Annotated in this window: 26 protein-coding genes; 8 read left to right on the top strand and 18 right to left on the bottom strand. The window is 66.6% G+C overall.

Annotated features, from left to right (window positions below):
• Nucleotides 1-145: 145 nt before the first annotated feature.
• On the bottom strand, nucleotides 146-631 hold the full coding sequence (locus VF631_RS15215) for a septal ring lytic transglycosylase RlpA family protein (protein WP_431851172.1): 486 nt from the start codon (nucleotides 629-631) through the stop codon (nucleotides 146-148).
• Between the two features lie 170 nt (nucleotides 632-801).
• Here VF631_RS15215 and VF631_RS15210 point away from each other — a divergent pair, with 170 nt between their 5' ends.
• The 5 genes from VF631_RS15210 (at nucleotide 802) to VF631_RS15190 (ending at nucleotide 6,634) form a co-directional block, all read left to right on the top strand.
• Nucleotides 802-3,108, top strand: coding sequence for a patatin-like protein (locus VF631_RS15210; RefSeq protein ID WP_431851171.1), 2,307 nt, complete (start codon nucleotides 802-804; stop codon nucleotides 3,106-3,108).
• Between the two features lie 145 nt (nucleotides 3,109-3,253).
• Complete coding sequence (locus VF631_RS15205) at nucleotides 3,254-3,622, top strand: lipopolysaccharide assembly protein LapA domain-containing protein (protein ID WP_431851170.1); 369 nt, start codon at nucleotides 3,254-3,256, stop codon at nucleotides 3,620-3,622.
• Nucleotides 3,619-4,293: an orotidine-5'-phosphate decarboxylase gene (pyrF, locus tag VF631_RS15200; RefSeq protein WP_431851169.1), complete on the top strand. Its 675-nt coding sequence runs from the start codon at nucleotides 3,619-3,621 to the stop codon at nucleotides 4,291-4,293. The genes VF631_RS15205 and pyrF overlap by 4 nt, the downstream gene beginning before the upstream one ends.
• Before the next feature lie 71 nt (nucleotides 4,294-4,364).
• Nucleotides 4,365-5,216: an acetyl-CoA carboxylase, carboxyltransferase subunit beta gene (accD, locus tag VF631_RS15195; RefSeq protein WP_431851168.1), complete on the top strand. Its 852-nt coding sequence runs from the start codon at nucleotides 4,365-4,367 to the stop codon at nucleotides 5,214-5,216.
• Nucleotides 5,217-5,305: 89 nt separating this feature from the next.
• Nucleotides 5,306-6,634, top strand: a complete 1,329-nt coding sequence (locus VF631_RS15190; protein WP_431851167.1) for a bifunctional folylpolyglutamate synthase/dihydrofolate synthase — start codon at nucleotides 5,306-5,308, stop codon at nucleotides 6,632-6,634.
• Between the two features lie 5 nt (nucleotides 6,635-6,639).
• Here VF631_RS15190 and VF631_RS15185 read toward each other — a convergent pair whose 3' ends face one another.
• The 10 genes from VF631_RS15185 to VF631_RS15140 form a co-directional block, all read right to left on the bottom strand.
• Nucleotides 6,640-8,346, bottom strand: coding sequence for a DEAD/DEAH box helicase (locus VF631_RS15185; RefSeq protein ID WP_431851166.1), 1,707 nt, complete (start codon nucleotides 8,344-8,346; stop codon nucleotides 6,640-6,642).
• Nucleotides 8,347-8,616: 270 nt separating this feature from the next.
• On the bottom strand, nucleotides 8,617-8,991 hold the full coding sequence (gene rplL / locus VF631_RS15180; RefSeq protein ID WP_431851165.1) for a 50S ribosomal protein L7/L12: 375 nt from the start codon (nucleotides 8,989-8,991) through the stop codon (nucleotides 8,617-8,619).
• Between the two features lie 88 nt (nucleotides 8,992-9,079).
• Complete coding sequence (gene rplJ, locus VF631_RS15175; RefSeq protein ID WP_431851164.1) at nucleotides 9,080-9,607, bottom strand: 50S ribosomal protein L10; 528 nt, start codon at nucleotides 9,605-9,607, stop codon at nucleotides 9,080-9,082.
• 289 nt (nucleotides 9,608-9,896) lie between these two features.
• Nucleotides 9,897-10,553, bottom strand: a complete 657-nt coding sequence (locus VF631_RS15170) for a DUF2231 domain-containing protein (RefSeq protein WP_431851163.1) — start codon at nucleotides 10,551-10,553, stop codon at nucleotides 9,897-9,899.
• Nucleotides 10,544-11,803, bottom strand: coding sequence for a copper resistance protein B (locus tag VF631_RS15165; RefSeq protein ID WP_431851162.1), 1,260 nt, complete (start codon nucleotides 11,801-11,803; stop codon nucleotides 10,544-10,546). Before VF631_RS15165 ends, VF631_RS15170 begins: the two co-directional genes overlap by 10 nt.
• The gene (locus VF631_RS15160) at nucleotides 11,800-13,572 is read right to left on the bottom strand and encodes a copper resistance system multicopper oxidase (protein ID WP_431851161.1); all 1,773 of its coding nucleotides are present in this window, start codon (nucleotides 13,570-13,572) and stop codon (nucleotides 11,800-11,802) included. Before VF631_RS15160 ends, VF631_RS15165 begins: the two co-directional genes overlap by 4 nt.
• A 78-nt stretch (nucleotides 13,573-13,650) precedes the next feature.
• Complete coding sequence (locus VF631_RS15155; RefSeq protein WP_431851160.1) at nucleotides 13,651-13,998, bottom strand: hypothetical protein; 348 nt, start codon at nucleotides 13,996-13,998, stop codon at nucleotides 13,651-13,653.
• Between the two features lie 53 nt (nucleotides 13,999-14,051).
• Nucleotides 14,052-14,381, bottom strand: coding sequence for a Grx4 family monothiol glutaredoxin (gene grxD, locus VF631_RS15150; RefSeq protein ID WP_431851159.1), 330 nt, complete (start codon nucleotides 14,379-14,381; stop codon nucleotides 14,052-14,054).
• A 10-nt stretch (nucleotides 14,382-14,391) separates the two neighbouring features.
• The gene (locus tag VF631_RS15145; RefSeq protein ID WP_431851158.1) at nucleotides 14,392-14,625 is read right to left on the bottom strand and encodes a BolA/IbaG family iron-sulfur metabolism protein; all 234 of its coding nucleotides are present in this window, start codon (nucleotides 14,623-14,625) and stop codon (nucleotides 14,392-14,394) included.
• Complete coding sequence (locus VF631_RS15140) at nucleotides 14,625-14,951, bottom strand: DUF1476 domain-containing protein (protein WP_431851157.1); 327 nt, start codon at nucleotides 14,949-14,951, stop codon at nucleotides 14,625-14,627. The genes VF631_RS15145 and VF631_RS15140 overlap by 1 nt, the downstream gene beginning before the upstream one ends.
• Before the next feature lie 119 nt (nucleotides 14,952-15,070).
• Here VF631_RS15140 and VF631_RS15135 point away from each other — a divergent pair, with 119 nt between their 5' ends.
• A complete protein-coding gene (locus tag VF631_RS15135; RefSeq protein WP_431851156.1) occupies nucleotides 15,071-15,466 on the top strand; it encodes a hypothetical protein in 396 nt (131 codons plus the stop codon).
• Between the two features lie 23 nt (nucleotides 15,467-15,489).
• Here VF631_RS15135 and VF631_RS15130 read toward each other — a convergent pair whose 3' ends face one another.
• The 6 genes from VF631_RS15130 to VF631_RS15105 all read right to left on the bottom strand — a co-directional run bounded on the left by VF631_RS15130 (nucleotide 15,490) and on the right by VF631_RS15105 (nucleotide 19,522).
• Nucleotides 15,490-16,485: an NADPH:quinone oxidoreductase family protein gene (locus VF631_RS15130; protein WP_431851155.1), complete on the bottom strand. Its 996-nt coding sequence runs from the start codon at nucleotides 16,483-16,485 to the stop codon at nucleotides 15,490-15,492.
• Nucleotides 16,482-17,306 (bottom strand): N-acyl homoserine lactonase family protein, encoded by an 825-nt coding sequence (locus VF631_RS15125; protein ID WP_431851154.1) that lies wholly within the window; start codon nucleotides 17,304-17,306, stop codon nucleotides 16,482-16,484. The genes VF631_RS15130 and VF631_RS15125 overlap by 4 nt, the downstream gene beginning before the upstream one ends.
• 124 nt (nucleotides 17,307-17,430) lie before the next feature.
• Nucleotides 17,431-18,066, bottom strand: a complete 636-nt coding sequence (locus VF631_RS15120) for a 3-oxoacid CoA-transferase subunit B (protein WP_431851153.1) — start codon at nucleotides 18,064-18,066, stop codon at nucleotides 17,431-17,433.
• A 12-nt stretch (nucleotides 18,067-18,078) separates the two neighbouring features.
• The gene (locus VF631_RS15115) at nucleotides 18,079-18,465 is read right to left on the bottom strand and encodes a type II toxin-antitoxin system VapC family toxin (protein ID WP_431851152.1); all 387 of its coding nucleotides are present in this window, start codon (nucleotides 18,463-18,465) and stop codon (nucleotides 18,079-18,081) included.
• Nucleotides 18,462-18,782, bottom strand: a complete 321-nt coding sequence (locus VF631_RS15110) for a type II toxin-antitoxin system Phd/YefM family antitoxin (protein ID WP_431851151.1) — start codon at nucleotides 18,780-18,782, stop codon at nucleotides 18,462-18,464. The genes VF631_RS15115 and VF631_RS15110 overlap by 4 nt, the downstream gene beginning before the upstream one ends.
• Before the next feature lie 32 nt (nucleotides 18,783-18,814).
• Nucleotides 18,815-19,522, bottom strand: a complete 708-nt coding sequence (locus tag VF631_RS15105; protein WP_431851150.1) for a CoA transferase subunit A — start codon at nucleotides 19,520-19,522, stop codon at nucleotides 18,815-18,817.
• Between the two features lie 72 nt (nucleotides 19,523-19,594).
• On the opposite strand from VF631_RS15105, the gene VF631_RS15100 reads away from it, so the two are divergent.
• Entirely contained in the window at nucleotides 19,595-19,963 is a 369-nt protein-coding gene (locus VF631_RS15100; RefSeq protein WP_431851149.1) for a bleomycin resistance protein, read from the top strand.
• A gap of 3 nt (nucleotides 19,964-19,966) precedes the next feature.
• On the opposite strand, the gene VF631_RS15095 is transcribed toward VF631_RS15100, so the two are convergent.
• The gene (locus VF631_RS15095; protein ID WP_431851147.1) at nucleotides 19,967-20,266 is read right to left on the bottom strand and encodes an SCP2 sterol-binding domain-containing protein; all 300 of its coding nucleotides are present in this window, start codon (nucleotides 20,264-20,266) and stop codon (nucleotides 19,967-19,969) included.
• A 94-nt stretch (nucleotides 20,267-20,360) separates the two neighbouring features.
• Here VF631_RS15095 and VF631_RS15090 point away from each other — a divergent pair, with 94 nt between their 5' ends.
• Complete coding sequence (locus VF631_RS15090) at nucleotides 20,361-22,013, top strand: thiamine pyrophosphate-binding protein (protein WP_431851146.1); 1,653 nt, start codon at nucleotides 20,361-20,363, stop codon at nucleotides 22,011-22,013.
• The last annotated feature ends 16 nt before the right edge of the window (nucleotides 22,014-22,029 follow it).

Raw genomic sequence — 22,029 nt, 5'->3', positions numbered from 1 at the left:
CCCCGGTGTATGAAGAGGGTGGGACACTTACCGAAACAACGTGCGGATGCCAAGACGATTCGTAAGCTGCTGTTTATCGTAAGGTTACTGGCGCGTGCCCCCGACAGGGAGGCTCATCCATGCCGTCCCTCTGCGGAAGCTTCGCTTAGCGCAGCAATTCCATGCGCACGGTCGCCTTGCCGGCGCGGTACATTCCGATCTGGTGGGCGGCGGCCAGGCTTACGTCGAGTACGCGGCGGCCGTGGAACGGGCCGCGGTCGTTGATGCGCACGACCACGCTCTTGCCGTTCGCCTTGTTGGTGACCTTGAGCTTGCTGCCGAGCGGCAGCGTACGGTGGGCGGCGGTGAGCGCCTGCGGGTTGAAGCGCTCGCCCGACGCGGTCCGGTTGCCCGCGAGTTCGCGGCCGTAGAAGCTCGCCACCCCATCGCCGACATGTTCGACGTTCGCCTGAGCACTTTCGTCGATCACGACTTCCGCTTCGGGCAGCACGGGGGCTACTTCCTCCAGCGAGCGGATCACTTCGGCCGTTGCCATCGGAATTGTGGCGTTACCCGCGCTGGAGGTCATGAGACCCGCAGTCGCGAGCGCAAACAAGGCCTTGGCGCCAAAACGCGCTTGAAAAACGGTCATTCGGAAGCCCCTCCGTATGTCTGGGGGGAGCTAACCTCGACAATCTTACCGAGTCCCCAACTGAGAGATGCGCCGGGCGTGACTTGCGGTGAAACGAGCCAAATATAGTTAAGAATCGTGGAACATGTCGCTTCTCGACTTGTTCACATGCTCCTGTCACCTTCGAATCCATGCGCGAGAAGGAGCTTCGGCTCGCCCTCATCTGCTATGGCGGGATCAGTCTTGCCGTTTACATGCACGGCATCACCAAGGAGGTGTGGCGCCTCGCCCGCGCAAGCCGTGACTGGCACGCCGGCGAGCCCGGGGGCGAGGATTGCGCCTATCGCGCGTTGCTCGACACGATCGCTTCGGAGGGAGAGGTCGAGCTTCGAGTTCTGGTCGACATCCTCACTGGCGCGAGCGCGGGCGGGATCAACGCCATCTTCCTCGCCGAAGCGATCTCGACCGGCCGCTCGCTGGAGCCACTGACCGATCTTTGGCTCGATACCGCCGATATCGATCGGCTGCTCGATCCGGACGTCAACCGCGTGTCCCGCTTCGCCAAGAGCGCGGCGGTGCCGGTCGCCTGGGCGCTGTCCGCCAGGCGCGGCGGGGCGGCGCTGAGGACGGTCGAGCCCGAGCATCGCGACGAGGTGCGAACCAAGCTCGCGCATTTCGTCCAGGCGCGCTGGTTCGCGCCGCCGTTCAGCGGTCCGGGTTTCACGAACATGCTGCTCGACGCGCTGGCGGCGATGCGCGCGGCGCCTTGCGGGCCGCCGCTGCTTCCCGATCACCAGCCGCTCGACCTGTTCGTGACCGTGACCGACTTCCACGGCTATCCGGAGCGGCTGCGGCTCAACTCGCCAGTCGAGGTGGCGGAGACCGAGCATCGGCTCACCCTGTCTTTCCGGGACGCAGGCGGCCCCGCCCGCAAGCTTGCGGATGCCGCCGAACTCGCGTTCGCCGCGCGTGCGACAGCGAGCTTCCCCGGAGCCTTTCCACCCTTTCGCGTGGGCGAACTCGATTCGGCGCTGGCAACACGCGATCAGACCTGGCCCGGCCGGGACGAGTTCCTCGCCCGCGCCTTGCCTCGTCACCATGCGCTCGGAGAGGTCGGCCGGGCGGTGTTGATCGACGGCTCGGTGCTGGCCAACGCGCCGTTCCGGCCCGCCATGGACGCCCTGAAGAGCCGACCAGCCCAGCGCGAGGTCGATCGCCGGTTCGTCTATATCGATCCCAAACCCGGTATCCGGAGCGTCCGCCTGGGGCCGGCCGGCGAGGCCCAGGCGCCCGGCTTCTTCGCCACCCTGTTCGGCGCCTTGTCCGATATTCCCCGCGAACAGCCGATCCGCGACAATCTGGAGGCGATCGACGGGCGCTCGGCACGGATCCGGCGGCTGCGCCACATCGTCGAGGCAATGCGCCCGGAAGTGGAGGCGGCGATCGAGCGCGCCTTCGGCGCCACCTTGCTGCTGATGCGGCCGACCCCGGCGAGACTGGCCGCGTGGCGCACGCGCGCCCAGAACGTCGCCGCGCGCGAGGCCGGTTACGCTTACGCCGCTTACGGGCATCTGAAGCTCGCCACCATTGCCGAGGAAGTGGCGGCCAACCTGTTCCGGCTGGGCGGAGGGGGCGATCGGGCAAGGCAGGAGAGCGTGCGAGAGGCGGTCTGGCGCGAGGTGCGCCGGGCCGGGCTGACGGAGGCGGCGGCGATCACCGGCGGGGCCGCGCGGCGCGACGTGGTGGATTTCTTCCGCGCCTTTGACTTCTCCTACCGCACTCGTCGCCTCCGGCTCATCGCGCGCCGGATCGGAGAACTTGACCTGCAGCCGAATGCGCCGCGCGAGTCGCTGCAAGCAGCGCGCGCGATCGTCTATGAGATGATCGGGCGCTACCGGCAGGCTGCGGACGGAGATGGCAGCATGCTGGTCGGCGCCGAGCATGACGCGCCTGGCGCGATGGCGGCCTTGGCCGACCGGCTTGGGTTCAAGGGGCTGGACGACGAGGCAGATGCGCGCCTGACCGAAGCGCTCGCCGCCCTGCCCAAGCTCGAGCGCCGCGCGCTGATCCTGACCTATCTCGGCTACCCGTTCTACGACATCGCCACCCTGCCGCTGCTCCAGGGCGAGGGGCTGGACGAGTGGGACCCGGTCAAGGTCGACCGCATCTCGCCCGACGACGCGACCGCGATCCGGAGCGGAGGCGCGGCCGCCACACTGAAAGGCATCCAGTTCAACAGCTTCGGCGCCTTTTTCAGCCGCGCTTATCGCGAGAACGATTATCTGTGGGGCCGGCTGCATGGGGCCGACAGGCTGATCGACATCGTCGCCTCGACCCTGCCCGAGGACCGTCGCCTGTCCGCGGAGCGGATCGGGGAGCTCAAGAGCATGGCGTTTCGCGCCATCCTCGACAAAGAGGCGGAGCGACTTACGCTGATCGCCTCGCTCATCGATCAACTCCGCGCCGAAATCGGTCCACCCCCGTCATGCCGGACTTGATCCGGCATCCACCTTCTTGTCGGAGCTACAAAGCAAAGAGGACCCCGGATCAAGTCCGGGGTGACGTGACTGTGAACTGAAATGGGCTGTGGACGTCCCGATCCATTTGCTAGACGCTGGCGCGGCCAGGCGGGAGAGGTTTGACATGCAATTCCTGAAAACGCTCTTCTGGGTGGCGCTGGCCGTGGTCCTGGTCCTGTTCGCGCACGTGAACTGGAAGCCGGTGACGCTGGACCTGTGGGGCGGGCTGCAGGCCGATATCAAGCTGCCGGTCCTGATACTCGCGGCGTTTCTGCTCGGTTTTCTCCCGACCTTGATCGTGCATCAGGCGCGGATGTGGACGATGAAGCGGCGGCTGGAGGCGCTCGAGCGCCAGGCCACCGCGACGGCGCTGGCCGCCCCCGCGCCCTCGCAATCCCTGCCAGCGTTCGCCGAACCAGTGCCGGCGCCGCCTGAGCTCCGGCCGGAAGCCGAACGGATCGCCACCGACAACAAGGTCTGGCCGGCGCCGTGAGCAGTCCGATCTTCGTTGCGATCGACACGCCGGATATCGACCGGGCGGAAGCCATCGTCACCCGCGTCCGCCGCCATGTCGGCGGGATCAAGCTCGGTCTCGAATTCTTCGCTGCCAATGGGCGGCAAGGCATCCGCGCGATGGCCGATCTCGGCCTGCCAATCTTCCTCGATCTCAAGCTCCACGACATTCCCAATACGGTCGGCAAGGCCGTCCAGGCGTTGAGGGCGCTGGAGCCGGCAATCCTGACGGTCCACGCGGCCGGCGGCCGGGCGATGATGGAGGACGCCAAGGCGGCCGCCCCGGCCGGCACCAAGGTGGTCGCCGTGACGGTGCTGACGAGCCTCGACGGCGACGATCTCGCCTCCATCGGTCTTCAAGCCGACCCGCACGTCCAGGTCCAGCGGCTGACGGCGCTGGCGCGGGAGGCGGGCCTGGACGGCGTGGTCTGCTCCGGCAACGAAGTCGCGGCTGCGAGGAAGCTCTGGCCCAGCGGCTTCTTCGTCATCCCCGGGCTCCGCCCCGGCGGCGCGGGCGACGGCGACCAGAAGCGCGTCATGACGCCGCGCAAGGCGCTTGACGCCGGCGCCTCCATTCTCGTCATCGGCCGCCCGATCACAGGCGCCGAAGATCCGGACCAGGCGGCGCGGGAGATCGGCGCCACGCTGTAGGAAAGGGTTGCTTTGAGGAAACTGGACAAAGCCAAAGGCTTGATCCATCGCTCCGGCCCGAGGAGTATTCCATGAGCTGGCTCACCCGCGTCCGGCAATCGATCCCGTTTCTTCCCAAGCGCGAGACGCCTGACAATCTCTGGCACAAGTGCCGCAGCTGCGATTCCATGATCTTCACCAAGGAATGGGAGGAGAGCGATTTCGTCTGCCCGAGCTGCGATCATCACGATCGGATTGGCCCGCGCCAGCGTTTCGAGCGGTTGCTCGATCCCGGCTACTCCATCCTGCCAACGCCGCCGGTGCGCGAGGACCCGCTCAGGTTTCGCGACCAGAAGAAGTATAGCGACCGCATCAAGGCGGCGCGCCAGCAGACCGGCGAGCCGGACGCGTTGCTGAACGCGCGCGGGACGATCGAGTCCCACAAGGTGATCGTAGGCGTGCAGGATTTCGCCTTCATGGGCGGATCGATGGGCATGGGAGTCGGCGCAGCCTTCGTCGCCGGCGCGCGCGCCGCGATCGATCAGGGCTCGCCCTATATCGTCTTCACCGCCGCGGGCGGCGCACGCATGCAGGAGGGAATCCTCTCACTGATGCAGATGCCGCGCACCACGGTGGCGATCTCCGAATTGAAGGAAGCGGGGCTGCCGTACATCGTCGTCCTCACGGATCCGACAACCGGCGGCGTCACCGCCTCGTACGCCATGCTGGGCGACGTCCACATCGCCGAACCCGGCGCGTTGATCGGCTTCGCCGGCCAGCGCGTGATCGAATCCACCATACGCGAGAAACTGCCGGAAGGCTTCCAGCGCGCCGAGTATCTGCTGGAGCATGGCATGGTCGACATGGTCGTCCACCGCCGCGAGCTGAAGCCGATCCTGGCGCAGCTGATCGGCTATCTCACGCCTGCGAGAGAAGCGGCCTAGCCGTCATGCTGAACTTGTTTCAGCATCCATCTTCGCACCCGGGCGAGGGTGGAGAAATGGACCCTGAAACAAGTTCAGGGTGACGGGCGGTGCCCGACTTCGCCCGTTCCGATTCGCCGCTCGTTCAGCGCCAGCTCGATCGCCTGGCCGCGCTCACTCCGCCGGCGGACGTGCTTGGCCTGGAGCGCATCACCGCCCTGCTCGCCCGGCTCGGCAACCCGCACCGGGCCCTTCCGCCCGTGTTCCATGTCGCCGGCACCAACGGCAAGGGTTCGACCTGCGCCTTTCTTCGCGCGGCGATCGAGGCGGCCGGCCTGTCCGCCCATGTCTATGCCAGCCCGCATCTGGTCCGCTTCAACGAGCGTGTCCGACTGTCGGGCAGGCTGATCGACGACGAGGCGCTCGCGAACCTGCTGGATGAAGTGCTCGGCCATGCCGACGGCATCGGCGCGACCTTCTTCGAGGTGACCACCGCCGCGGCCTTTCTGGCCTTTTCGCGCGAGCCGGCGGACGCCTGTGTGATCGAGGTGGGGCTGGGCGGCCGTCTGGACGCCACCAACGTGATCGAACGCCCCGCGGTCTGCGGCATCGCCCATCTGGGGCTCGATCACCAAGCCTTCCTCGGCACCCGGATCGAGGCAATCGCGGCTGAAAAAGCCGGCATCGCCAAGCGCGGCGTGCCGCTCGTCACCCAGCTTTACTCGACGCAGGTGGCAAGCCGGGTTGCCGAGGCGGCGAAGGCCAACGGCGCGCCCTGGCTGCCGCGGGGTGGGCCGTGGGATGCGATCGGCCAGGGTCAGCAGCTCCGCTATCGCGACCGCGAGGGCAAGTTAGACCTTCCCTTGCCCCGCCTTCCAGGCGCGCATCAGGCGATGAACGCGGCGCTGGCAGTTGCGATGATCCGCCATCAGGACGCGATCGCCATCGGAGAGTCGGCGCTGCGCGCGGCGATGGGCTGGGCAGAATGGCCGGCGCGCCTGCAGCGGCTTGGCGCCGGGCCGTTGACCGCCATGCTCCCGCGCGGCTCCGAACTCTGGCTGGATGGCGGACATAATCCCGGAGCAGCGCGCGCCGTGGCCGATCATTTCCGCTCGCACGTCCCCGCCGACCGGCCTTTCCACATCGTCCTCGGGCTTCTCGAGGCGAAGGACGCGACCGGCGTGCTGAAGCCGTTTCGCAATCGCTCCATCACGCTCCATACCGTGCCGATCGCGGGTCACGCTCATCACGCTCCGGCCGCGGTCGCCGCGGCCGCGCGCGAGGAAGGCATCACCGCCCTTCCCGCCACCGGCTTCCTTGAGGCGCTCGGCTGGATCGGCCGTCATGCCGACCGCGCGGCGCCGCCGATCGTGCTGATCCTCGGCTCGCTTTACCTGGCCGGCGAGGTGCTGAAGGCGAACGGCCAGGAACCCGCCTGAGCGGATCAGTTCGGGCGCTTGCTCGCGGGGCGCGGCCTGGCCGGGGTCGCCCGATGGCGCGGCGGCGCGCCTGCCGGCTTATGGCGAAGCGGCGCGCGCGGGGCGCCCTGCATCGGCTCGATCAGCACGCCGCCTTCGCCGTCGGGATCGCCGCCCGCAGTGCGCTTGACCGAAGCGGCAAATCGGCTCGCCACCGCGCGCGGAACTTCGAACGCGGTCTCGGTCGGCTGAATGCGGATCGCGCCGATCTCCGACTTGGTGATGTGGCCGCGTCGACAGATCAGCGGCAGCAACCAGCGCGGATCGGCATTGTGCCGCCGGCCGATATTCATGTGGAACCAAACGGTATCGTCGAAGCCGGCGCGCGGCCCTTCGGCGCGGGCCGGCGCAGCGGCTTGCGGACCCCCATCGACCAGATCCTCCGGCGAAGGCATGCTGGCACGATGCGCGCGAACCAGGGCGGCCGCGATGTCCTCCGGCGAGCGCTCGGTCAGCAATCGTGCGCCGAGCTCGCGATCCTCATCCTCATATTCAATCGGCTCGAGCAGGGCCCCGAGCAGACGCTCGCGATCGTTCTTGCGAATGTCCTCGGGGGTAGGCGGCTGCAGCCACTCGGCCGCGATCTTGGCGCCGCGAAGCATCGCATCGACCCGCCGCCGACGCGGATAGGGAACAAGCAGGATCGCCGTACCCTTCTTGCCGGCGCGGCCGGTGCGGCCGGAACGGTGCTGCAGCGTCTCGGCGTCGCGCGGCAGCTCGACGTGGACGACCAGCGACAAGGTCGGCAAATCGATGCCGCGCGCGGCGACATCGGTCGCTACGCAGACGCGCGCACGGCGGTCACGCAGCGCCTGAAGCGCCGCGTTGCGCTCGTTCTGGCTATGCTCGCCCGACAGCGCGACCGCCTGAAACCCGCGCTCGATCAGGCTGGCATGGAGCCGGCGGACATTTTCGCGCGTCGCGCAGAACAGCATCGCCGTCTCCGCCTCGTGCAGCCGCAGCAGGTTCACCACCGCATGCTCGATATCGGACGGCGCGACCGTCACCGCCTGATAGCTGATGTCGCCATGGCCGCGCTCCTCGCCCACCGTCGAGATGCGCAGCGCGTCACGCTGGTAGCGCTTGGCGAGCGCCACGATCGGCTTGGGCATCGTCGCCGAAAACATGAGGGTCCGGCGCTCAGGCGGCGAAGCGTCGAGGATCGCCTCCAGCTCCTCGCGGAAGCCCATGTCGAGCATCTCGTCGGCCTCGTCGAGCACCGCGACGCGAAGGCCCGACAGGTCGAGCGCGCCGCGCTCCAGATGATCGCGCAGGCGCCCCGGCGTGCCCACCACGATGTGCGCGCCCCCGCTGAGCGCGCGGCGTTCCTTGGACGGGTCCATGCCGCCGACGCAGGTGGCGACGCGCCCGCCGGCCTTGCCGTACAACCAGACCAGTTCCCGGCTGACCTGCAACGCCAATTCGCGGGTGGGCGCGACGACCAATGCGAGCGGCGCAGCGGCGCGTGGCATGCCGCCGCTCTCGTCCAGCAGCTGCGGCGCCATGTTGAGGCCGAACGCGACCGTCTTGCCGGACCCGGTCTGGGCCGAAACGACGAGATCGCGCCCGCCCGCCTCCGGCTCGAGCACGGCGGCCTGGACGGGTGTGGGCGCGGTGTAGCCGCGGGCGACGAGCGCCTCCGAAAGGAGCGGCGGGAGAGAAGAGAAAGGCATAGAATTCCAGATGGGAGGCGCTGCGGCTGAGGCAAGCGGAAGTTACGTGTTCACATATCGTCGGCCCGGACTTGATCCGGGCCAGGGCTATCTCGAACCGCAAGAAGAAGAAAAGCCCAGCCCCGGATCAAGTCCGGGGTGACGAATGGTGGAAAAACCAGAGGACTCGAAACGAAAAGGGCGGCCCCGCGCGGAGCCGCCCTTTCCTGTCCGACCAAGCGGCACTCGATGGGACCCTTTGGTCCCCGTCGAAGTACCACTTTGATGGGCTTACTTGAGCTCGACGGTGCCGCCGGCTTCCTCGATGCGCTTCTTGAGTTCTTCGGCTTCGGCCTTGCCGATGCCTTCCTTGACCGCCTTCGGAGCGCCTTCGACCAGCGCCTTGGCTTCGCCCAAGCCCAGGCCGGTGATCGCACGCACTTCCTTGATGACGTTGATCTTCTTGCCACCGTCGCCGGTGAGGATCACGTCGAACTCGGTCTTTTCTTCCTCGACCGGAGCGGCGGCACCGCCACCGGCAGCCGGAGCCGCAACGGCAGCGGCGGCCGAAACGCCCCAGCGCTCTTCGAGCGCCTTGGCGAGATCGGCGGCCTGGAGGACGGTCAGCTCGGAAAGCTGATCAACGAGGGATTGAATGTCTGCCATTTTAAGTCTCCGTTTCAATTGGTGTTCCTGCGAAAGCAGGAACCCGTGCTCCTGCCTTTGCAGGAGCACGGGTTGGTTCAGTCGGTAATCAGGCGTCCTGGGTCGCCGCGTCCTTGGCCGCATAGGCCCCGAACACACGCGCCAGCATCGCTCCCGGTTCGCTGATCGTGCGCGCGATCTTGGTCGCGGGCGCCTGGATGAGACCGATGATGGTCGCACGCAGTTGATCGAGCGAGGGCAGTTCGGCCAGCGCGCGAACCCCGGCGAGATCGAGGACCGTGTCGCCCATCGCGCCGCCGACGATCTCGAACTTGTCGGTCGTCTTGGCGAAATCCACGGCGACCTTGGCGGCCGCAACGGGATCGGCGGATGTGGCGAGCGCCGTCGGCCCGGTCAGCATATCGCCGATCGGAGCGTAGGTGGTGCCCTCGAGCGCGATCAGGGTGAGCGTGTTCTTGGTCACCTTGAAGCTGGCGCCGGCATCCCGCATCCGGTTCCGCAATGTGGTGGACTGGGCCACCGTCATGCCGAGATTGCGGGTGATCACCACCACCTGCGTCTCGGAGAACGTCTGCTTCAGCGCGGCGACCTGCTCGGACTTTTGAGCTCGATCCATGCACTCTTCCTTCACTTTGCCCGCCGGATACGTCCGTCGGGCAGGTTGAACGCCACGCGGCAAGCCGCATGGCGCTTTGTGTCCGAGGGGATCGGTTGACTGCCCGACGCTATGAAGCTCGGCAGACTCGGCCACCTGGCCGGTGAAACTCTTCCCCGTCTAGGCTGGAGATTAAGGCCGGAAACCCGGCCACCAACTGTCTCGGACGGCGCAAGGCGGAACAAGCCCGCCAGGCGAAGCCAGCGCCTATACAGGCTTTTGCTTTTCGATCAAGCGCCTGACCGGCCCGTCACCAGTTCAGGTGATCCATCCCGTGGATCAGCGCGCCGCCCAACCAGCCCTGGACGAGCAGCGCGAGGGTGATCGCGCCCAGGGAAAGGCTCATGGCCCGACTGCCGATCGCCGGGCCTTGTCGCCACGCCCACATGCCGAGCGCGGCGCCGAGCAGGCCGATCAGGGTGCCGAGCCAGCGATGGGCGCGGAGCAACGGATCGGCGTCGGACAGGCTCCAGCCGGCGTTGATCCAGCCAAGCAAGGCCGCTCCTGCCGCAGCCGCGCCGGCAACCACGACCAGGGCGCGCAGCGTGTCCTCCGGCCGCCCCTTGCGGCGGCGGACCAGCAGCAGCGCCACCCACGCCACGGGAAACAGGGCAAGCGGGAAGTGCACCGCGAACGGGTGAGTGCGGCCGACCCAGTCCGCCAGCCGCTCGGGCCAGGGCCGCGCCGCCTCCGCTTCGATACGGGCGAGATCGTCCTTCACCGCCTCGTGCACCGCCGGCGACATCGGGTGCGGGATGGTCCGCGCCGCGGCCCGCGGGTGCTGGGCTGCGATTTGCACCGCTCGGCTCTGCTCCGCGATCTTCTTCGCATGGTCCTTGTGCGCCGCCGCCGAAGTGGCGGCGAGCGCCAGAACCAACAGGGCGAAGGTCCCGCGGGTCAGAACCATGCACGAAGGCCGACCAGGAAGCTCCACCCGCCGGCATCCTCGCCTTTCGCCCGCCGGAAGTCCGCCGTGCCGCCGAACGCCCGCTCATATTCGACGCCGACGTACGGCGCCAGCTGCGGCTTGAACTCGTAGCGAAGCCGCAATCCCAGCTCCGCAGTGGACAGGCCGGAGCCGATGCCGAGCTCCGGCACGTCCTGCGCGGCAAGGTCGAATTCGACGCGCGGCTGCAGGATCAGCTTCTGTGTTACGCGCTGGTCGTATTCGGCCTCCACGCGCGCGGTGAGATCGCCCTTGGCCGAGAGGAAAGCGGCGGCGTCTACCTCGAACCAGTAGGGCGCGAGGCCCTGCACGCCGAGCACGAGGTGGGCGCGGTCGGGGCGCGGGCGCAGGTCGTAGCGCGCGCCCGCCTGCAGGTCGAAAAAGGGGCCGATCGCATGGCTCCACAGCGCCTGCACTTCGGCCTGCTCAACCGCACCGCCGACCGCGCCCTCGCCCTCGGTCTTGACCCAAAGCTTGTCGATGTCGCCACCATACCAGCCCTGCCCGTCCCAGGCGTAGCCGTCGCGGCCGTCGCGGATACGCGCCTCCAGCCGGTCGACCAGCAGCTTGCCGACCCGGTGGTCCCCATGCTCCGCGCGAATGCCCTCGCGTGCAGCGGCCATGCGTTCCGCCCCGAACAGGCCATCGGCGGCATGAGCCGGCCCACTCAGCGCGGCCGGGGGTGGCGGCGCATTGGGCGGCGTCGGCGCGCCTGCTTCGTGACCGGCATGAACATCCGCCTGGCCCATGTCGTGCCCGGCGTGAGCATCGGGCTTGGCCTCCATGTCGTGCCCGGTGTGCGGGTCGGCCGTTTGCGCCTGATGCCCCGCGTGGGGATCCGGCTGCGTGGATGCCGGCATGTCATGCCCGGCGTGGGGATCGGCCACCGGTTCTTGCGCCGCCTTGTGGCCGGCGTGCGGGTCCGCCGGTCTCGGCTTAGCCCGCGCTGTCGCTGGCGTAGCGCGTTTTGGCTGGGCCTTCTTGCGCGCCGGCGCCTTGGCGGCAGCCCCTGGCTTCGCCACAGCCTTTTTCGCTGCCGGCCTTTTGGCCGTGGTCTTCCGGGCCGCCGGCTTGGCGGGGGCCGGCTTCTTCGGCGCCGGCTTTGCCTTTGGCATTGGCATGGTGTGCCCGCCATGATGGCCGTGATGCTGCGCGAGCGCCGGCGCGGTGAGCGCGGACGCCGCGGCAAGGGCGATGAGGAGCCGCATCATGCCGCCGCTCCGTCCATCGGGCGCACCGTCACGATCCGCATCATGCCGGCATGCATGTGGTAGAGCATGTGGCAGTGGAAGGCCCAGTCTCCGGGAGCGTCCGCAGTCAGGTCGACGCTGACCTTGCCGCCGGGCAGGACCATCACCGTATGCTTCATCGGCTGGTTGCCGCCATGCCCGTTAACCACCTCGAAGAAGTGGCCGTGCAGGTGCATCGGATGCGTCATCATGCTGTCGTTGATCATGGTGATCCGCACCCGCTCGTTGCGCTCGAAGCGGATCGGCTCCGGGTTCTCACTGAACTTCTCGCCGTCGATCGACCACATGAAGCGCTCCATGTTGCCGGTGAGGTGCACCTCGACATTGCGGGTCGGCGCCCTTTTGTCCGGATTGGGGCTGAGCGAGACGAGATCGCGATAGGTCAACACCTTGTGGCCGACATCCTCCAGCCCCAAGCCCGGATCACCGGTGCGGTCGACCGGATTGGGCGCGATCATGTCAACGCCGGCGCCCACCTTGACGCTTGGCGGCAGCTTGGAGGTGTCGCGCATGTCGTGGCTCATCGCGCCTGAGCCTGAGCCTGCGCTTGCGCCATGCCCCATCGCAGCATGATCCATCCCGCCGCCGCCGCCATGCGCACCATGATCCATGCCGGCCATGCCGCCCATTCCCATGTCCTTCATGCCGAGCGTCGGCCGCTTGCGCAGCGGTGGGACCGGCGCGCTCATGCCCATGCGCGGCGCGAGCGTCGCGCGGGCAAGCCCTGAGCGGTCGATGCTTTCGGCAACGAAGGTGTAGGCGCGGTCCTCCGTCGGAGTGACGATCACGTCGTAAGTCTCGGCATTGCCGATCTTGAACTCCTCGACGGTGACCGGCCGCACATATTGCCCGTCCGCTTCGACGACTGTCATGGCGAGGCCGGGGATGCGGACGTTGAAGATGCTCTGTGCGGCGGCGTTGATGATGCGCAGCCGCACCCGCTCGCCCGGCCTGAACAAAGCCGTCCAATTGTCCGCGGGGCCGTGCCCGTTGGCGAGGTAGGTGTAGGTCTCCCCCGTCACGTCGGCGATGTCGGTCGGGTCCATCCGCATCCGGCCCCACATGGCGCGCTCCGCGGCGGACATCGTGCCGGTGGTAAGCGTCTGCTTCTGCCGATTGAAGAAGCCGCCCTCCTGCTTGAGGCGGGCGATCACCTGGTGCGGGTGAAGAAAGGTCCAGTCGCTGAGCACGATCACATGCTCGCGATCATAAGAGACCGGATCGGCGCCCTTGGGATCGATGACGATCGGCCCGTACAGCCCTTGCTGCTCCTGCAGCCCGGAATGGCTGTGATACCAGTAGGTACCCGCCTGCCGGATCGGGAACTCGTAGATGAAGGTCTCGGCGGGGCGGATGCCCGGAAAGCTCACTCCGGGAACGCCGTCCATCTGGAACGGCAGCAAAAGGCCGTGCCAATGGATCGAGCTGTCCTCGTCTAGCGCGTTGGTGACGTGGATGCGAACATCCTGACCTTCGCGCAGGCGGATCAAGGGCGCGGGCAAAGTGCCGTTGACGGTCACCGCATGGCCGCTTCGGCCGCCCAGCGCGAAACCCGAATGGCCGATCTTGAGCCGGATATCGGACCCGGAAAGCGTCTGCGCCTGGGCAGCGGCGCCGGTTGAGCCAGTCTGCGCCCAGGCGGGGAACAGGCCGGAAAGGCCCAGCCCGGCGCCGCCGAGCGCCGCGCCGCGGAGCAAGGCCCGCCGGCCAAGCATGGGTAGATGTTCCATGTTCAGGTCTCGCATTCTTCCAAGCGACCTTAGGGCCGCCGATTGATCCGGAATCATGCCGGCGAACCGGCCCGTGGATCAGGGATTGCGAGGAGGTCGCGGCTCGGCTTCGGGGTCAAGTCCGGCGTTCGTCACGAAGATGCGCACGGACGGGAGGATGGCCGCAACCGTCTGCGGACGAGGCATCGGAGTGGCTACAGCCGGGATGCAGGAGCACACAATCGCGCAATCAACAGCGGTGGCAGGCGCTGCTTTATCAGGCGCGCTCTGCCCTTCCTCGCCCATTTCCATGCAATGGGACTCGGCAGCGGCCGTGTGAGACGCTCCCATGGCGACCGCCTGGTGCGAACCCAACATGCCGAGCGGCGCCAAGGTCAGCGCAAGCAGGGCAAGAAGCCGGAAGAGAAAGCCGATCCGCACCGGCATGAGTTAGGAGTTCAGGAACCCGCCCGCAACCGCGAGCGGGAGACACAAGCTCTTCAGCTCGCCCGCGCGACCTGCTTATCCGTCAGCAGCTGCTGAAGCTCGCCCGCCTCATACATTTCCATCATGATGTCGGAGCCGCCCAGGAACTCGCCCTTCACGTAAAGCTGCGGGATGGTCGGCCAGTCGGAATAAGCCTTGATGCCGCCCCGGATTTCCGGGTCCTGCAGCACGTCCACCGTCTCGAACTGCACGCCGAGATGATCGAGGATCGCCACCGCCTTGCTCGAAAATCCGCATTGCGGGAACAGGGCGGAGCCCTTCATGAACAGCACGACGTCATTCGAGCGGACGATCTCGTCGATGCGGGCATTGGTATCGGTCATATGCTGGTCCTTAATCCGGTGTCGCGGTGGTGAGCTGGAGCGCGTGGAGCACGCCGCCCATCCGCCCGCCCAAGGCTTCGTAAACACGCCGCTGCTGGGCGATGCGCGGCTGCCCCCTGAAACTTTCTGAAATCACGCGCGCGGCGTAATGGTCGCCGTCGCCGGCCAGATCGGTGATCTCCACCCGCGCGTCCGGGATACCGGCGCGGATCAGGGCTTCGATGTCTTCGGCCGCCATCGCCATCAGCCTTGCGACTCCATCATCTGCCGCCGCGCTTCGACCGTTTTGTGCTCCAGCGCGTCGCGGATCTGCGCCTCGTCGCACTCGACCCCGGCCGAAGTGAGGTCACCCAGAAGCTTGCGCACTACGATCTCGTCGCCCGCTTCCTCGAAATCGGAACGCACCAGATCGCGCGCGTAGCCGTCCGCCTCGACTTCGGTCAGCCCCATCAGCTTGGCCGCCCACAGCCCCATCAACCGGTCGCGCCGCGCCACCACCTTGAACTGCATCTCCTGGTCGCGGGCATACATATTCTCGAATGCCCGTTCACGATCGTCGAAAGTGGTCATGAGTGTCCTTGGCTGGTGTTAGGTTCAGATAAGCGCGAAGCGTGGGGCGCGCAACGACGAGGTACGAAGGTCGAAAACGAGGTTATGCAGGTCAGGAATTTACAGGTAAGCAATCTCGGATGCGAGAGCCGGATTTCGATGTCGATGGATGGTGTCTTGATGATGGCGAGGAATACCATCGAGAAGCACCTGAGACGTTCTGGATCCCCAGCAAAGCAGCTCGCGAAGGGCTATATCCAGGCGACCTCGCCAAACTGATCTTCCGTATCGATGTCGGCGGGGAGGACAAGCAGGTCGCAGTGGAGCGCATGTGGGTGCTTGTTCGCGAACGTATTCCGAACGGCTACCTCGGCATTCTCGACAACAATCCCCATGCAATCGAGGAAAACGATGAGCTTTGGAGCGGCATCGAGCTGCCGTTCTCGGCTCGTCACGTGATTGATATCGACACGGCAAATGAGAAGACGATCACTATAGCCGCCGAAGAGCCCAGGAGACGGTGGCCAATCCGATAATTGCGGATTGTCCGTTCGTGATTTCACATGGTCACCACAAGCTTTCCAACCGCCTGCCGCGCGGCCATGTGGGCGATCGCCCCGCCGCCCTGCTCCAGCGGCCACGTGCGGCTAACTTTGGGGGCGATCTTGCCCTCGTGCCACAGGCGGAACAGGGTGCGGATGTGGGCGGCGTTGGCGGCCGGATCGCGCGCGGCGAAGGCGCCCCAGAAGACGCCGCATACGTCGCAGCTCTTGAGCAAAGTAAGGTTGAGCGGCAGCTTCGGGATGCCGGCCGGGAAGCCGACGACGAGATAGCGTCCCTCCCAGGCGATGCTGCGCAAGGCCGGCTCGGCATAATCGCCGCCGACCGGATCGTAGATGACGTCCGCGCCCTGTCCGCCGACCGCTTCCTTGAACTGGACGGCGAGCGCCTTGCTCGCCTCCTTGTCGAACGGCCCCTGCGGATAGACGATGACAAGATCCGCGCCCGCCGCCCGCACCGCCTCGGCTTTCTCCTCCGACGAGACCGCGCCGATCACGCGCGCTCCGAACGCCTTGCCGAGTTCCACCGCTGCCAAGCCCACTCCGCCCGCCGCGCCGAGCACGAGCAAGGTCTGCCCCGCCTCCAGCTTCCCGCGATCGAGCAAGGCGTGGATCGAGGTCGCATAAGTGAGGATCAGCGCCGATCCCTCCTCGAAGCTGCGTTCCGGCGGCAGCGGCAGCGCGGTCGCGGCCTGCACGACCACCTTCTCCGCCAGCCCGCCATGCCCGATCATCGCGATCAGCCGGTCGCCCTCGCTCCAGCCGGTAACGCCCAAGCCGACCTGCTCGACCACGCCCGCCACTTCCCCGCCCGGAGCGAATGGCCGCGGCGGCTTGAACTGATACTTGTCCTCGATGATCAGCACGTCCGGATAATTGATCGCGCACGCCTTGACCCGCACCAGCAGCTGCCCGGGACCGGGCGCCGGATCGGGCAGGTCGGTCAGTTCGAGCGTCTCCGGCCCTCCCGGCGCGTTTGAGAGCAGGGTCCTCACTGCGCCGCCCGCGGGAATGCGGGCAGCTTCGCCACGTCTGTCGGCTCATGCTGAATGATCACCTTGGCCTTGAGGGCGCTTGCGATCGCTTCAAACCGGTCATGCGAGCCGAGCGTGTCGCTCCGATCGGCGTTGAAGCTCGGCACGCCGCGGCTGCGGCGGTTCTCGGTGAAATGGAACTGATCGCCGCTCAGCAGCACCGGGCCGCTGCGCAGGCGGACCAGGAGCGCCTGGTGCCCCGGCGTATGCCCGGGCATGTCGAGGATGGTGACGCTGCCGTCGCCGAACACGTCATGGTCGCGCCGGATCGGCTCGACCTTGCCCGCGCCGCTCGCCCACGGCGCGATCCGATTGGCGTTTTGGCCGGCCTTGGTGGCTTCGAAATCCTCGGCCCCGATCAGCAGGGTCGCCTGCGGGAAGTCCGCCGCCTGGCCGATATGATCCTGGTGATTGTGGCTGATCCCGACGAAGTTCACCTGCGCCGGACGCACGCCGATCTCGGCCAGCTGGTCGACGATGCGCCGCCGGACCACTACCGTCATGGACCCCAGCGACGAGTTTTGGCCGGCATTTTCCCCCGGCAGCCCGGTGTCCCACAGCAGCAGGCGATCGCCGTTGCGGATGAGGTAACAGCTGTTGGTCAGCGTTTTGGACTTGCCAACATAAGCGAAGGTGTCGGAGAAGACGTTGAGGTCACCGACCTGGATCGAGCCGCAATCGAGCCGCCACATCGACAGCGCGGGCCGGGTGCTCGGGGCGGCCTGCATGCCGGACAGGGCGAAAGCCGCCACGCCTGCCGAGAGCGTCTTCAACCAGCGCATGGCTGTTCCTCCTAATTTGCGCCGATCAGGAAACCGGCATTGTAGGCCCACCGCCCCGCAATGACCGCGATCAGAGCAATCGCCACGAGGATCAACAACAGTCGTGTATAGCGGGACATGCCGGTCAGCTTTCGTAAGAAGCCGTGGTTTTGGCGGCGACCTCATCAGCACCAACCCCCGGCGCCATCTCGATCAGCCGGAACGAGCTGCCATGGTCCGGCCGGTGGAACACGGCAAGGTCCGTGATCACCATGTCGACCACGTTCTTCCCCGTCAGCGGCAGCGTGCATTCGGGGATGAACTTGGGATCGCCGTTCTTGGAGACATGCTCCATCACCACGATGATCTTCTTGACGCCCGCGACCAGATCCATCGCGCCGCCCATGCCCTTGATCATCTTGCCCGGGATCATCCAGTTGGCGATGTCGCCGCCCTGGCTCACCTCCATTGCGCCGAGCACCGTCAAATCGATATGCCCGCCCCGGATCATCGCGAAACTATCGGCGGAGGAGAAATAGGAGGAGGAAGGCAGCTCCGAGATGGTCTGCTTACCGGCGTTGATGAGATCGGGATCGACCTCGTCCTCATAGGGAAACGGCCCGATGCCCAGCATTCCGTTCTCGGATTGCAGCGTGACCGTCATCCCCTGCGGGATGTTGTTGGCGACGAGCGTCGGGATGCCGATACCGAGATTGACGTAATAGCCGTCGCGCAGTTCCTTCGCAGCGCGCGCGGCCATCTGATTGCGGTCCCAGGGCATCTTTCTGTCCTTCTACCAGTAGCGGGACACGGCGAAATCGTCGAACAGAGCTTCGTTCGAAACGAGTCGCATACCCGCGATTTGCGCTTGAGCGATGAGCATCCGGTCCCAAGGGTCCTTATGCTTGATCGCCAACAGCCCCGCCCTTTGTCCATGCTCCGCGCTGATGGGGAGAATCGCGAAACCGCAACGCTCCACTTCCACGACAAAGTTTTCGGCGAGGGAAGGGCTGACTTTAAGGTTACCCAGCCTGTACTTAGTCGCAATCTCGAAAGCCGAAGCCGCGCTTACGAAGATGACGTTCTCGCCGGTTTCGATGCCGACTCTTGCCTTTTCCGACAGGAGTTCAGGCTCCTGCGCCGCCCAGATCAACGCGTGAGTGTCGAGGAGCAGCCTCATTCGTCCGGCGGCTTATAGAGCGGATCGGTCGGAAGCGACTCACCATTCCAAAGCTCGAGTTCGTCGTCGGGCAATGGATCCCAAAAGCCGTAAGCAAGAGGATCACTGCCTTTGCTATCGCCGCGTAACCAGCCAAGCTGGCGACTCTTCGGCGGTGCCGGGTTCAGAGGCACAAGCCTTGCTACCGGCGTCTTGCCGCGCGCAAGCACGATTTCCGCGCCCGCTTCGACCTCGGCCAGCAGGCGCGACAGATGGGTCTTCGCCTGATGCACCGCGACCACCCTCGCAGCCGTATCAAGGGGTGTTTCGGCGTTCATGACTAAGCCATTAGCTAAGTCGACTGGTGAATTCAAGCAGGCTCCCTCTGCCGCACCATCCGGAACTCGATCTTCTTGTCGTAGGGCGCGCCCAGGATCATCCGCTTCACGTAGATGCTCGGCAGGTGGATGCTGTCCGGATCGAGGCTGCCGACCGGCACGATCTCCTCCACTTCGGCCACACACACCCGCCCCGATGTCGCCGCCGGCTGGTTGAAGTTGCGCGCGGTCTTGCGGAACTGAAGGTTGCCCGCCTCGTCGGCGCGCCAGCCTTTCACGATCGACAGGTCCGCCCTGATGCCCCGCTCGAGGATGTAGGTCTCGCCGTCGAACTCCTTACGCTCTTTGCCCTCGGCAACTTGGGTGCCGACGCCGGTCTTGGTGTAGAAGCCCGGAATGCCGGCGCCGCCGGACCGCATCCGCTCGGCGAGCGTCCCTTGCGGACAGAATTCCACCTCGAGCTCGCCGGCCAGATACTGCCGCTCGAATTCCTTATTCTCGCCGACATAGGACGAGATCATCTTGGCGACCTGCCGCGTACGCAGCAGCTTGCCGAGCCCCTCATTATCAATGCCGGCATTGTTGGACGCGACGGTCAGGTCCTTGACCCCGCTCGCCTGGATCGCGTCGATCAGCCTCTCGGGGATGCCGCACAGGCCAAACCCGCCCGCGCATATCGTCATGCCGTCGAACAACAGCCCTTCGAGGGCCGCGGCGGCATCGGGATAGATTTTCTGCATGGCCACTCCGCTCTGGACGCTATCGCGATAAGCGGGTGAAACAGGGCGGGTCAAGGAAGGCGGAGCCAAGCGATGACGGATCAAGCCACGCCCAACCTGCCGTCGCGTGACTTCGAAGCGACCTCCCGCTTCTACGCCGCGCTAGGCTTCACCGAAGGCTGGCGCGACGAGGGGTGGATGATCCTGGAGCGCGGCGGCCTGATGCTCGAATTCTTCGCCCATCCCGAGCTCGACCCGCTCACCAGCTGGTTCAGCTGCTGCCTGCGACTCGACGATCTCGACGGCTTCTACGCCCTGTGCAGGACCGCCGGCATACCGGAGGCCCAAACCGGACAGCCGCGCCTCCACCCGCCACGCGTGGAGGCTTGGGGCGGCCGCATCGGCTATCTGGTCGATGCCGATGGAACGCTGATCAGGCTGATCCAGAACAGCCCGAAATAGACCTCAGCCCTTAAGCTTGCCCAGCACGCCCTGCAGCTGCATCGCCGCGGACATGTCGCCCTCGACCTTGAGCTTGCCCTGCATGAACGCGGTCATGCCGTCGAGCTGACCGGACGACATCGCCTCCCAATCGGCCCAGCTCACCTTGATCGTCGTGTCGGCGGTGCCGTCCTGCTCCGTCACCTGGTTGGCCTGGCCGTCCAGCATCAATGCGCCCTCCGGCCCGAAATCGATCTTCACCCGCTTGCCCGGGAGCCAGGCCTGGGCGCCGTTCATCTTCGTCGCGAGTTCACTCTTGGTCATGTTGATCTCCGCTCGTTTCGGCTCCCGTACTTTACGTCAACGTCAAGTCAAGCGCCGCCTCGACTGACATTCAGGCCAAGCGTAGAGCGCAAGCATGACACAGCGCACCGGCGGCCGCATCCTGATCGACAATCTGCTCGCCCAGGGCTGCGACCGTATTTTCACCGTGCCGGGGGAGAGCTTCCTCGCCGCCCTAGATGCGCTCCACGACACGCCTGCGATCGATCTCGTCGTCTGCCGTCAGGAAGGCGGCGTTGCCTATATGGCAGAAGCGGACGGCAAGCTGACCGGCCGCCCGGGAGTCGCGTTCGTCACCCGCGGCCCGGGCGCGGCCAACGCGGCCATCGGCGTCCATGTCGCGCACCAGGATTCGACGCCGATGCTGCTGCTGGTCGGCGATGTCGCGCGCGGCGACCGCGACCGCGAAGGTTTCCAGGAAGTCGATTTCCTGACCTTCTTCGCCCCGCTCGCCAAGTGGGTCGGCCGGGTGGAGGACGCCCGGCGCATCCCCGAATATGTCGCCCGCGCTTACTCGACCGCGATGTCCGGCCGGCCCGGTCCGGTCGTGCTGGTCCTGCCCGAGGACATGCTGCGCGACGAGGTCGAAGCAATCGACCGGCCCAAGGTCCACCCGCCGGTCCAGCCCGCCTGCGCGATGGCGACGGCGACCCTGATGGGCCTGCTCGGCGACGCCGCCGCCCCGGTCGCGATCGTCGGCGGCGCCGGCTGGGACGCCGCCGCCTCGCACCATTTCGCTGCCTGGGCCGAGCGGATCGGGCTCCCCGTAGCCGCCGCCTTCCGACGCCAGGATGCGATTCCGAACGGCTCACCCGTCTATGCCGGTAATCTGGGCTACGGACCCAATCCGAAGCTGGTTGAACGCGTCAAAGCGGCCGATCTGCTCCTCGTCGTCGGTGCCCGCCTCGGCGAGGCGACTACCGACGGCTATACCCTAGTCACCTCCGACCACCCGGACCAGATCCTGGTCCACGTCCACCCCGATCCGAACGAGCTCGGCCGCGTCTACCTGACGGACCTCGCCCTTTGCGCCGACATGCGCGAGTTCGCGGAGCTGGTCGAAAGCTGGGATGACGATGTGATCTCGTTCGATGCCGGCGCCGAGGCGCATCGCGAATGGCTGGATTGGAACGAGCCCAAGCCCCGCGAAGGCGCCGCGCTCGATCTCGGTCAGGTCGTCGCCGAACTCCGCCGTGCCCTTCCCGCCGACACAATCGTGTGCAACGGCGCGGGCAACTTCTCCGGCTGGTTCCACCGCTTCTGGCATTATGCGGCCTGCCCGAGCCAGCTCGCCCCCACCAACGGCTCGATGGGCTACGGCCTTCCCGCCGCGATCGCCGCCTCGCTGCGCTTTCCCGACCGCCAGGTGCTGTGCGCGGCCGGCGACGGCGACTTCCTCATGAACGGGCAGGAGCTCGCCACCGCTATGCGGCAAGGTGCCAACCTGCTCGTCCTAGTCATCGACAATGGCAGCTACGGCACGATCCGCATGCACCAGGAACGCGAATACCCCACCCGCGTCACCGCCACCGACCTCCAAAACCCCGACTTCGCCGCCCTCGCCCGCGCCTACGGCGCATGGGCGGAAACAGTGAAGCGCACGGAGGACTTCGCCCCCGCGCTCTCGCGTGCTCAAGCGGAACGCGGCTTGAAGCTGCTGCACCTCAAGACCGATGTCGAGCAGATCACCAGTGCCACGACCATAACAAAGCTGCGGGCGCGCTCGTAGGAAGCACGCCGCCGGT

Origin of the sequence: Allosphingosinicella sp. (assembly GCF_036387615.1) — a bacterium.
In the GTDB taxonomy this organism is placed as follows: Bacteria; Pseudomonadota; Alphaproteobacteria; order Sphingomonadales; family Sphingomonadaceae; genus Allosphingosinicella.
This window is presented reverse-complemented; position numbering and strand designations above follow the sequence as displayed.

What these genes read in the sequence shown, in the direction of transcription:
- VF631_RS15215 (WP_431851172.1), bottom strand. Translation starts at nt 631, where the DNA reads ATGACCGTTTTTCAAGCGCGTTTTGGCGCCAAGGCCTTGTTTGCGCTC.
- VF631_RS15210 (WP_431851171.1), top strand. Translation starts at nt 802, where the DNA reads ATGCGCGAGAAGGAGCTTCGGCTCGCCCTCATCTGCTATGGCGGGATC.
- VF631_RS15205 (WP_431851170.1), top strand. Translation starts at nt 3,254, where the DNA reads ATGCAATTCCTGAAAACGCTCTTCTGGGTGGCGCTGGCCGTGGTCCTG.
- accD (WP_431851168.1), top strand. Translation starts at nt 4,365, where the DNA reads ATGAGCTGGCTCACCCGCGTCCGGCAATCGATCCCGTTTCTTCCCAAG.
- VF631_RS15185 (WP_431851166.1), bottom strand. Translation starts at nt 8,346, where the DNA reads ATGCCTTTCTCTTCTCTCCCGCCGCTCCTTTCGGAGGCGCTCGTCGCC.
- rplL (WP_431851165.1), bottom strand. Translation starts at nt 8,991, where the DNA reads ATGGCAGACATTCAATCCCTCGTTGATCAGCTTTCCGAGCTGACCGTC.
- rplJ (WP_431851164.1), bottom strand. Translation starts at nt 9,607, where the DNA reads ATGGATCGAGCTCAAAAGTCCGAGCAGGTCGCCGCGCTGAAGCAGACG.
- VF631_RS15170 (WP_431851163.1), bottom strand. Translation starts at nt 10,553, where the DNA reads ATGGTTCTGACCCGCGGGACCTTCGCCCTGTTGGTTCTGGCGCTCGCC.
- VF631_RS15165 (WP_431851162.1), bottom strand. Translation starts at nt 11,803, where the DNA reads ATGATGCGGCTCCTCATCGCCCTTGCCGCGGCGTCCGCGCTCACCGCG.
- VF631_RS15160 (WP_431851161.1), bottom strand. Translation starts at nt 13,572, where the DNA reads ATGGAACATCTACCCATGCTTGGCCGGCGGGCCTTGCTCCGCGGCGCG.
- VF631_RS15155 (WP_431851160.1), bottom strand. Translation starts at nt 13,998, where the DNA reads ATGCCGGTGCGGATCGGCTTTCTCTTCCGGCTTCTTGCCCTGCTTGCG.
- grxD (WP_431851159.1), bottom strand. Translation starts at nt 14,381, where the DNA reads ATGACCGATACCAATGCCCGCATCGACGAGATCGTCCGCTCGAATGAC.
- VF631_RS15145 (WP_431851158.1), bottom strand. Translation starts at nt 14,625, where the DNA reads ATGGCGATGGCGGCCGAAGACATCGAAGCCCTGATCCGCGCCGGTATC.
- VF631_RS15140 (WP_431851157.1), bottom strand. Translation starts at nt 14,951, where the DNA reads ATGACCACTTTCGACGATCGTGAACGGGCATTCGAGAATATGTATGCC.
- VF631_RS15135 (WP_431851156.1), top strand. Translation starts at nt 15,071, where the DNA reads ATGCGAGAGCCGGATTTCGATGTCGATGGATGGTGTCTTGATGATGGC.
- VF631_RS15125 (WP_431851154.1), bottom strand. Translation starts at nt 17,306, where the DNA reads ATGCGCTGGTTGAAGACGCTCTCGGCAGGCGTGGCGGCTTTCGCCCTG.
- VF631_RS15120 (WP_431851153.1), bottom strand. Translation starts at nt 18,066, where the DNA reads ATGCCCTGGGACCGCAATCAGATGGCCGCGCGCGCTGCGAAGGAACTG.
- VF631_RS15115 (WP_431851152.1), bottom strand. Translation starts at nt 18,465, where the DNA reads ATGAGGCTGCTCCTCGACACTCACGCGTTGATCTGGGCGGCGCAGGAG.
- VF631_RS15110 (WP_431851151.1), bottom strand. Translation starts at nt 18,782, where the DNA reads ATGAACGCCGAAACACCCCTTGATACGGCTGCGAGGGTGGTCGCGGTG.
- VF631_RS15105 (WP_431851150.1), bottom strand. Translation starts at nt 19,522, where the DNA reads ATGCAGAAAATCTATCCCGATGCCGCCGCGGCCCTCGAAGGGCTGTTG.
- VF631_RS15100 (WP_431851149.1), top strand. Translation starts at nt 19,595, where the DNA reads ATGACGGATCAAGCCACGCCCAACCTGCCGTCGCGTGACTTCGAAGCG.
- VF631_RS15095 (WP_431851147.1), bottom strand. Translation starts at nt 20,266, where the DNA reads ATGACCAAGAGTGAACTCGCGACGAAGATGAACGGCGCCCAGGCCTGG.
- VF631_RS15090 (WP_431851146.1), top strand. Translation starts at nt 20,361, where the DNA reads ATGACACAGCGCACCGGCGGCCGCATCCTGATCGACAATCTGCTCGCC.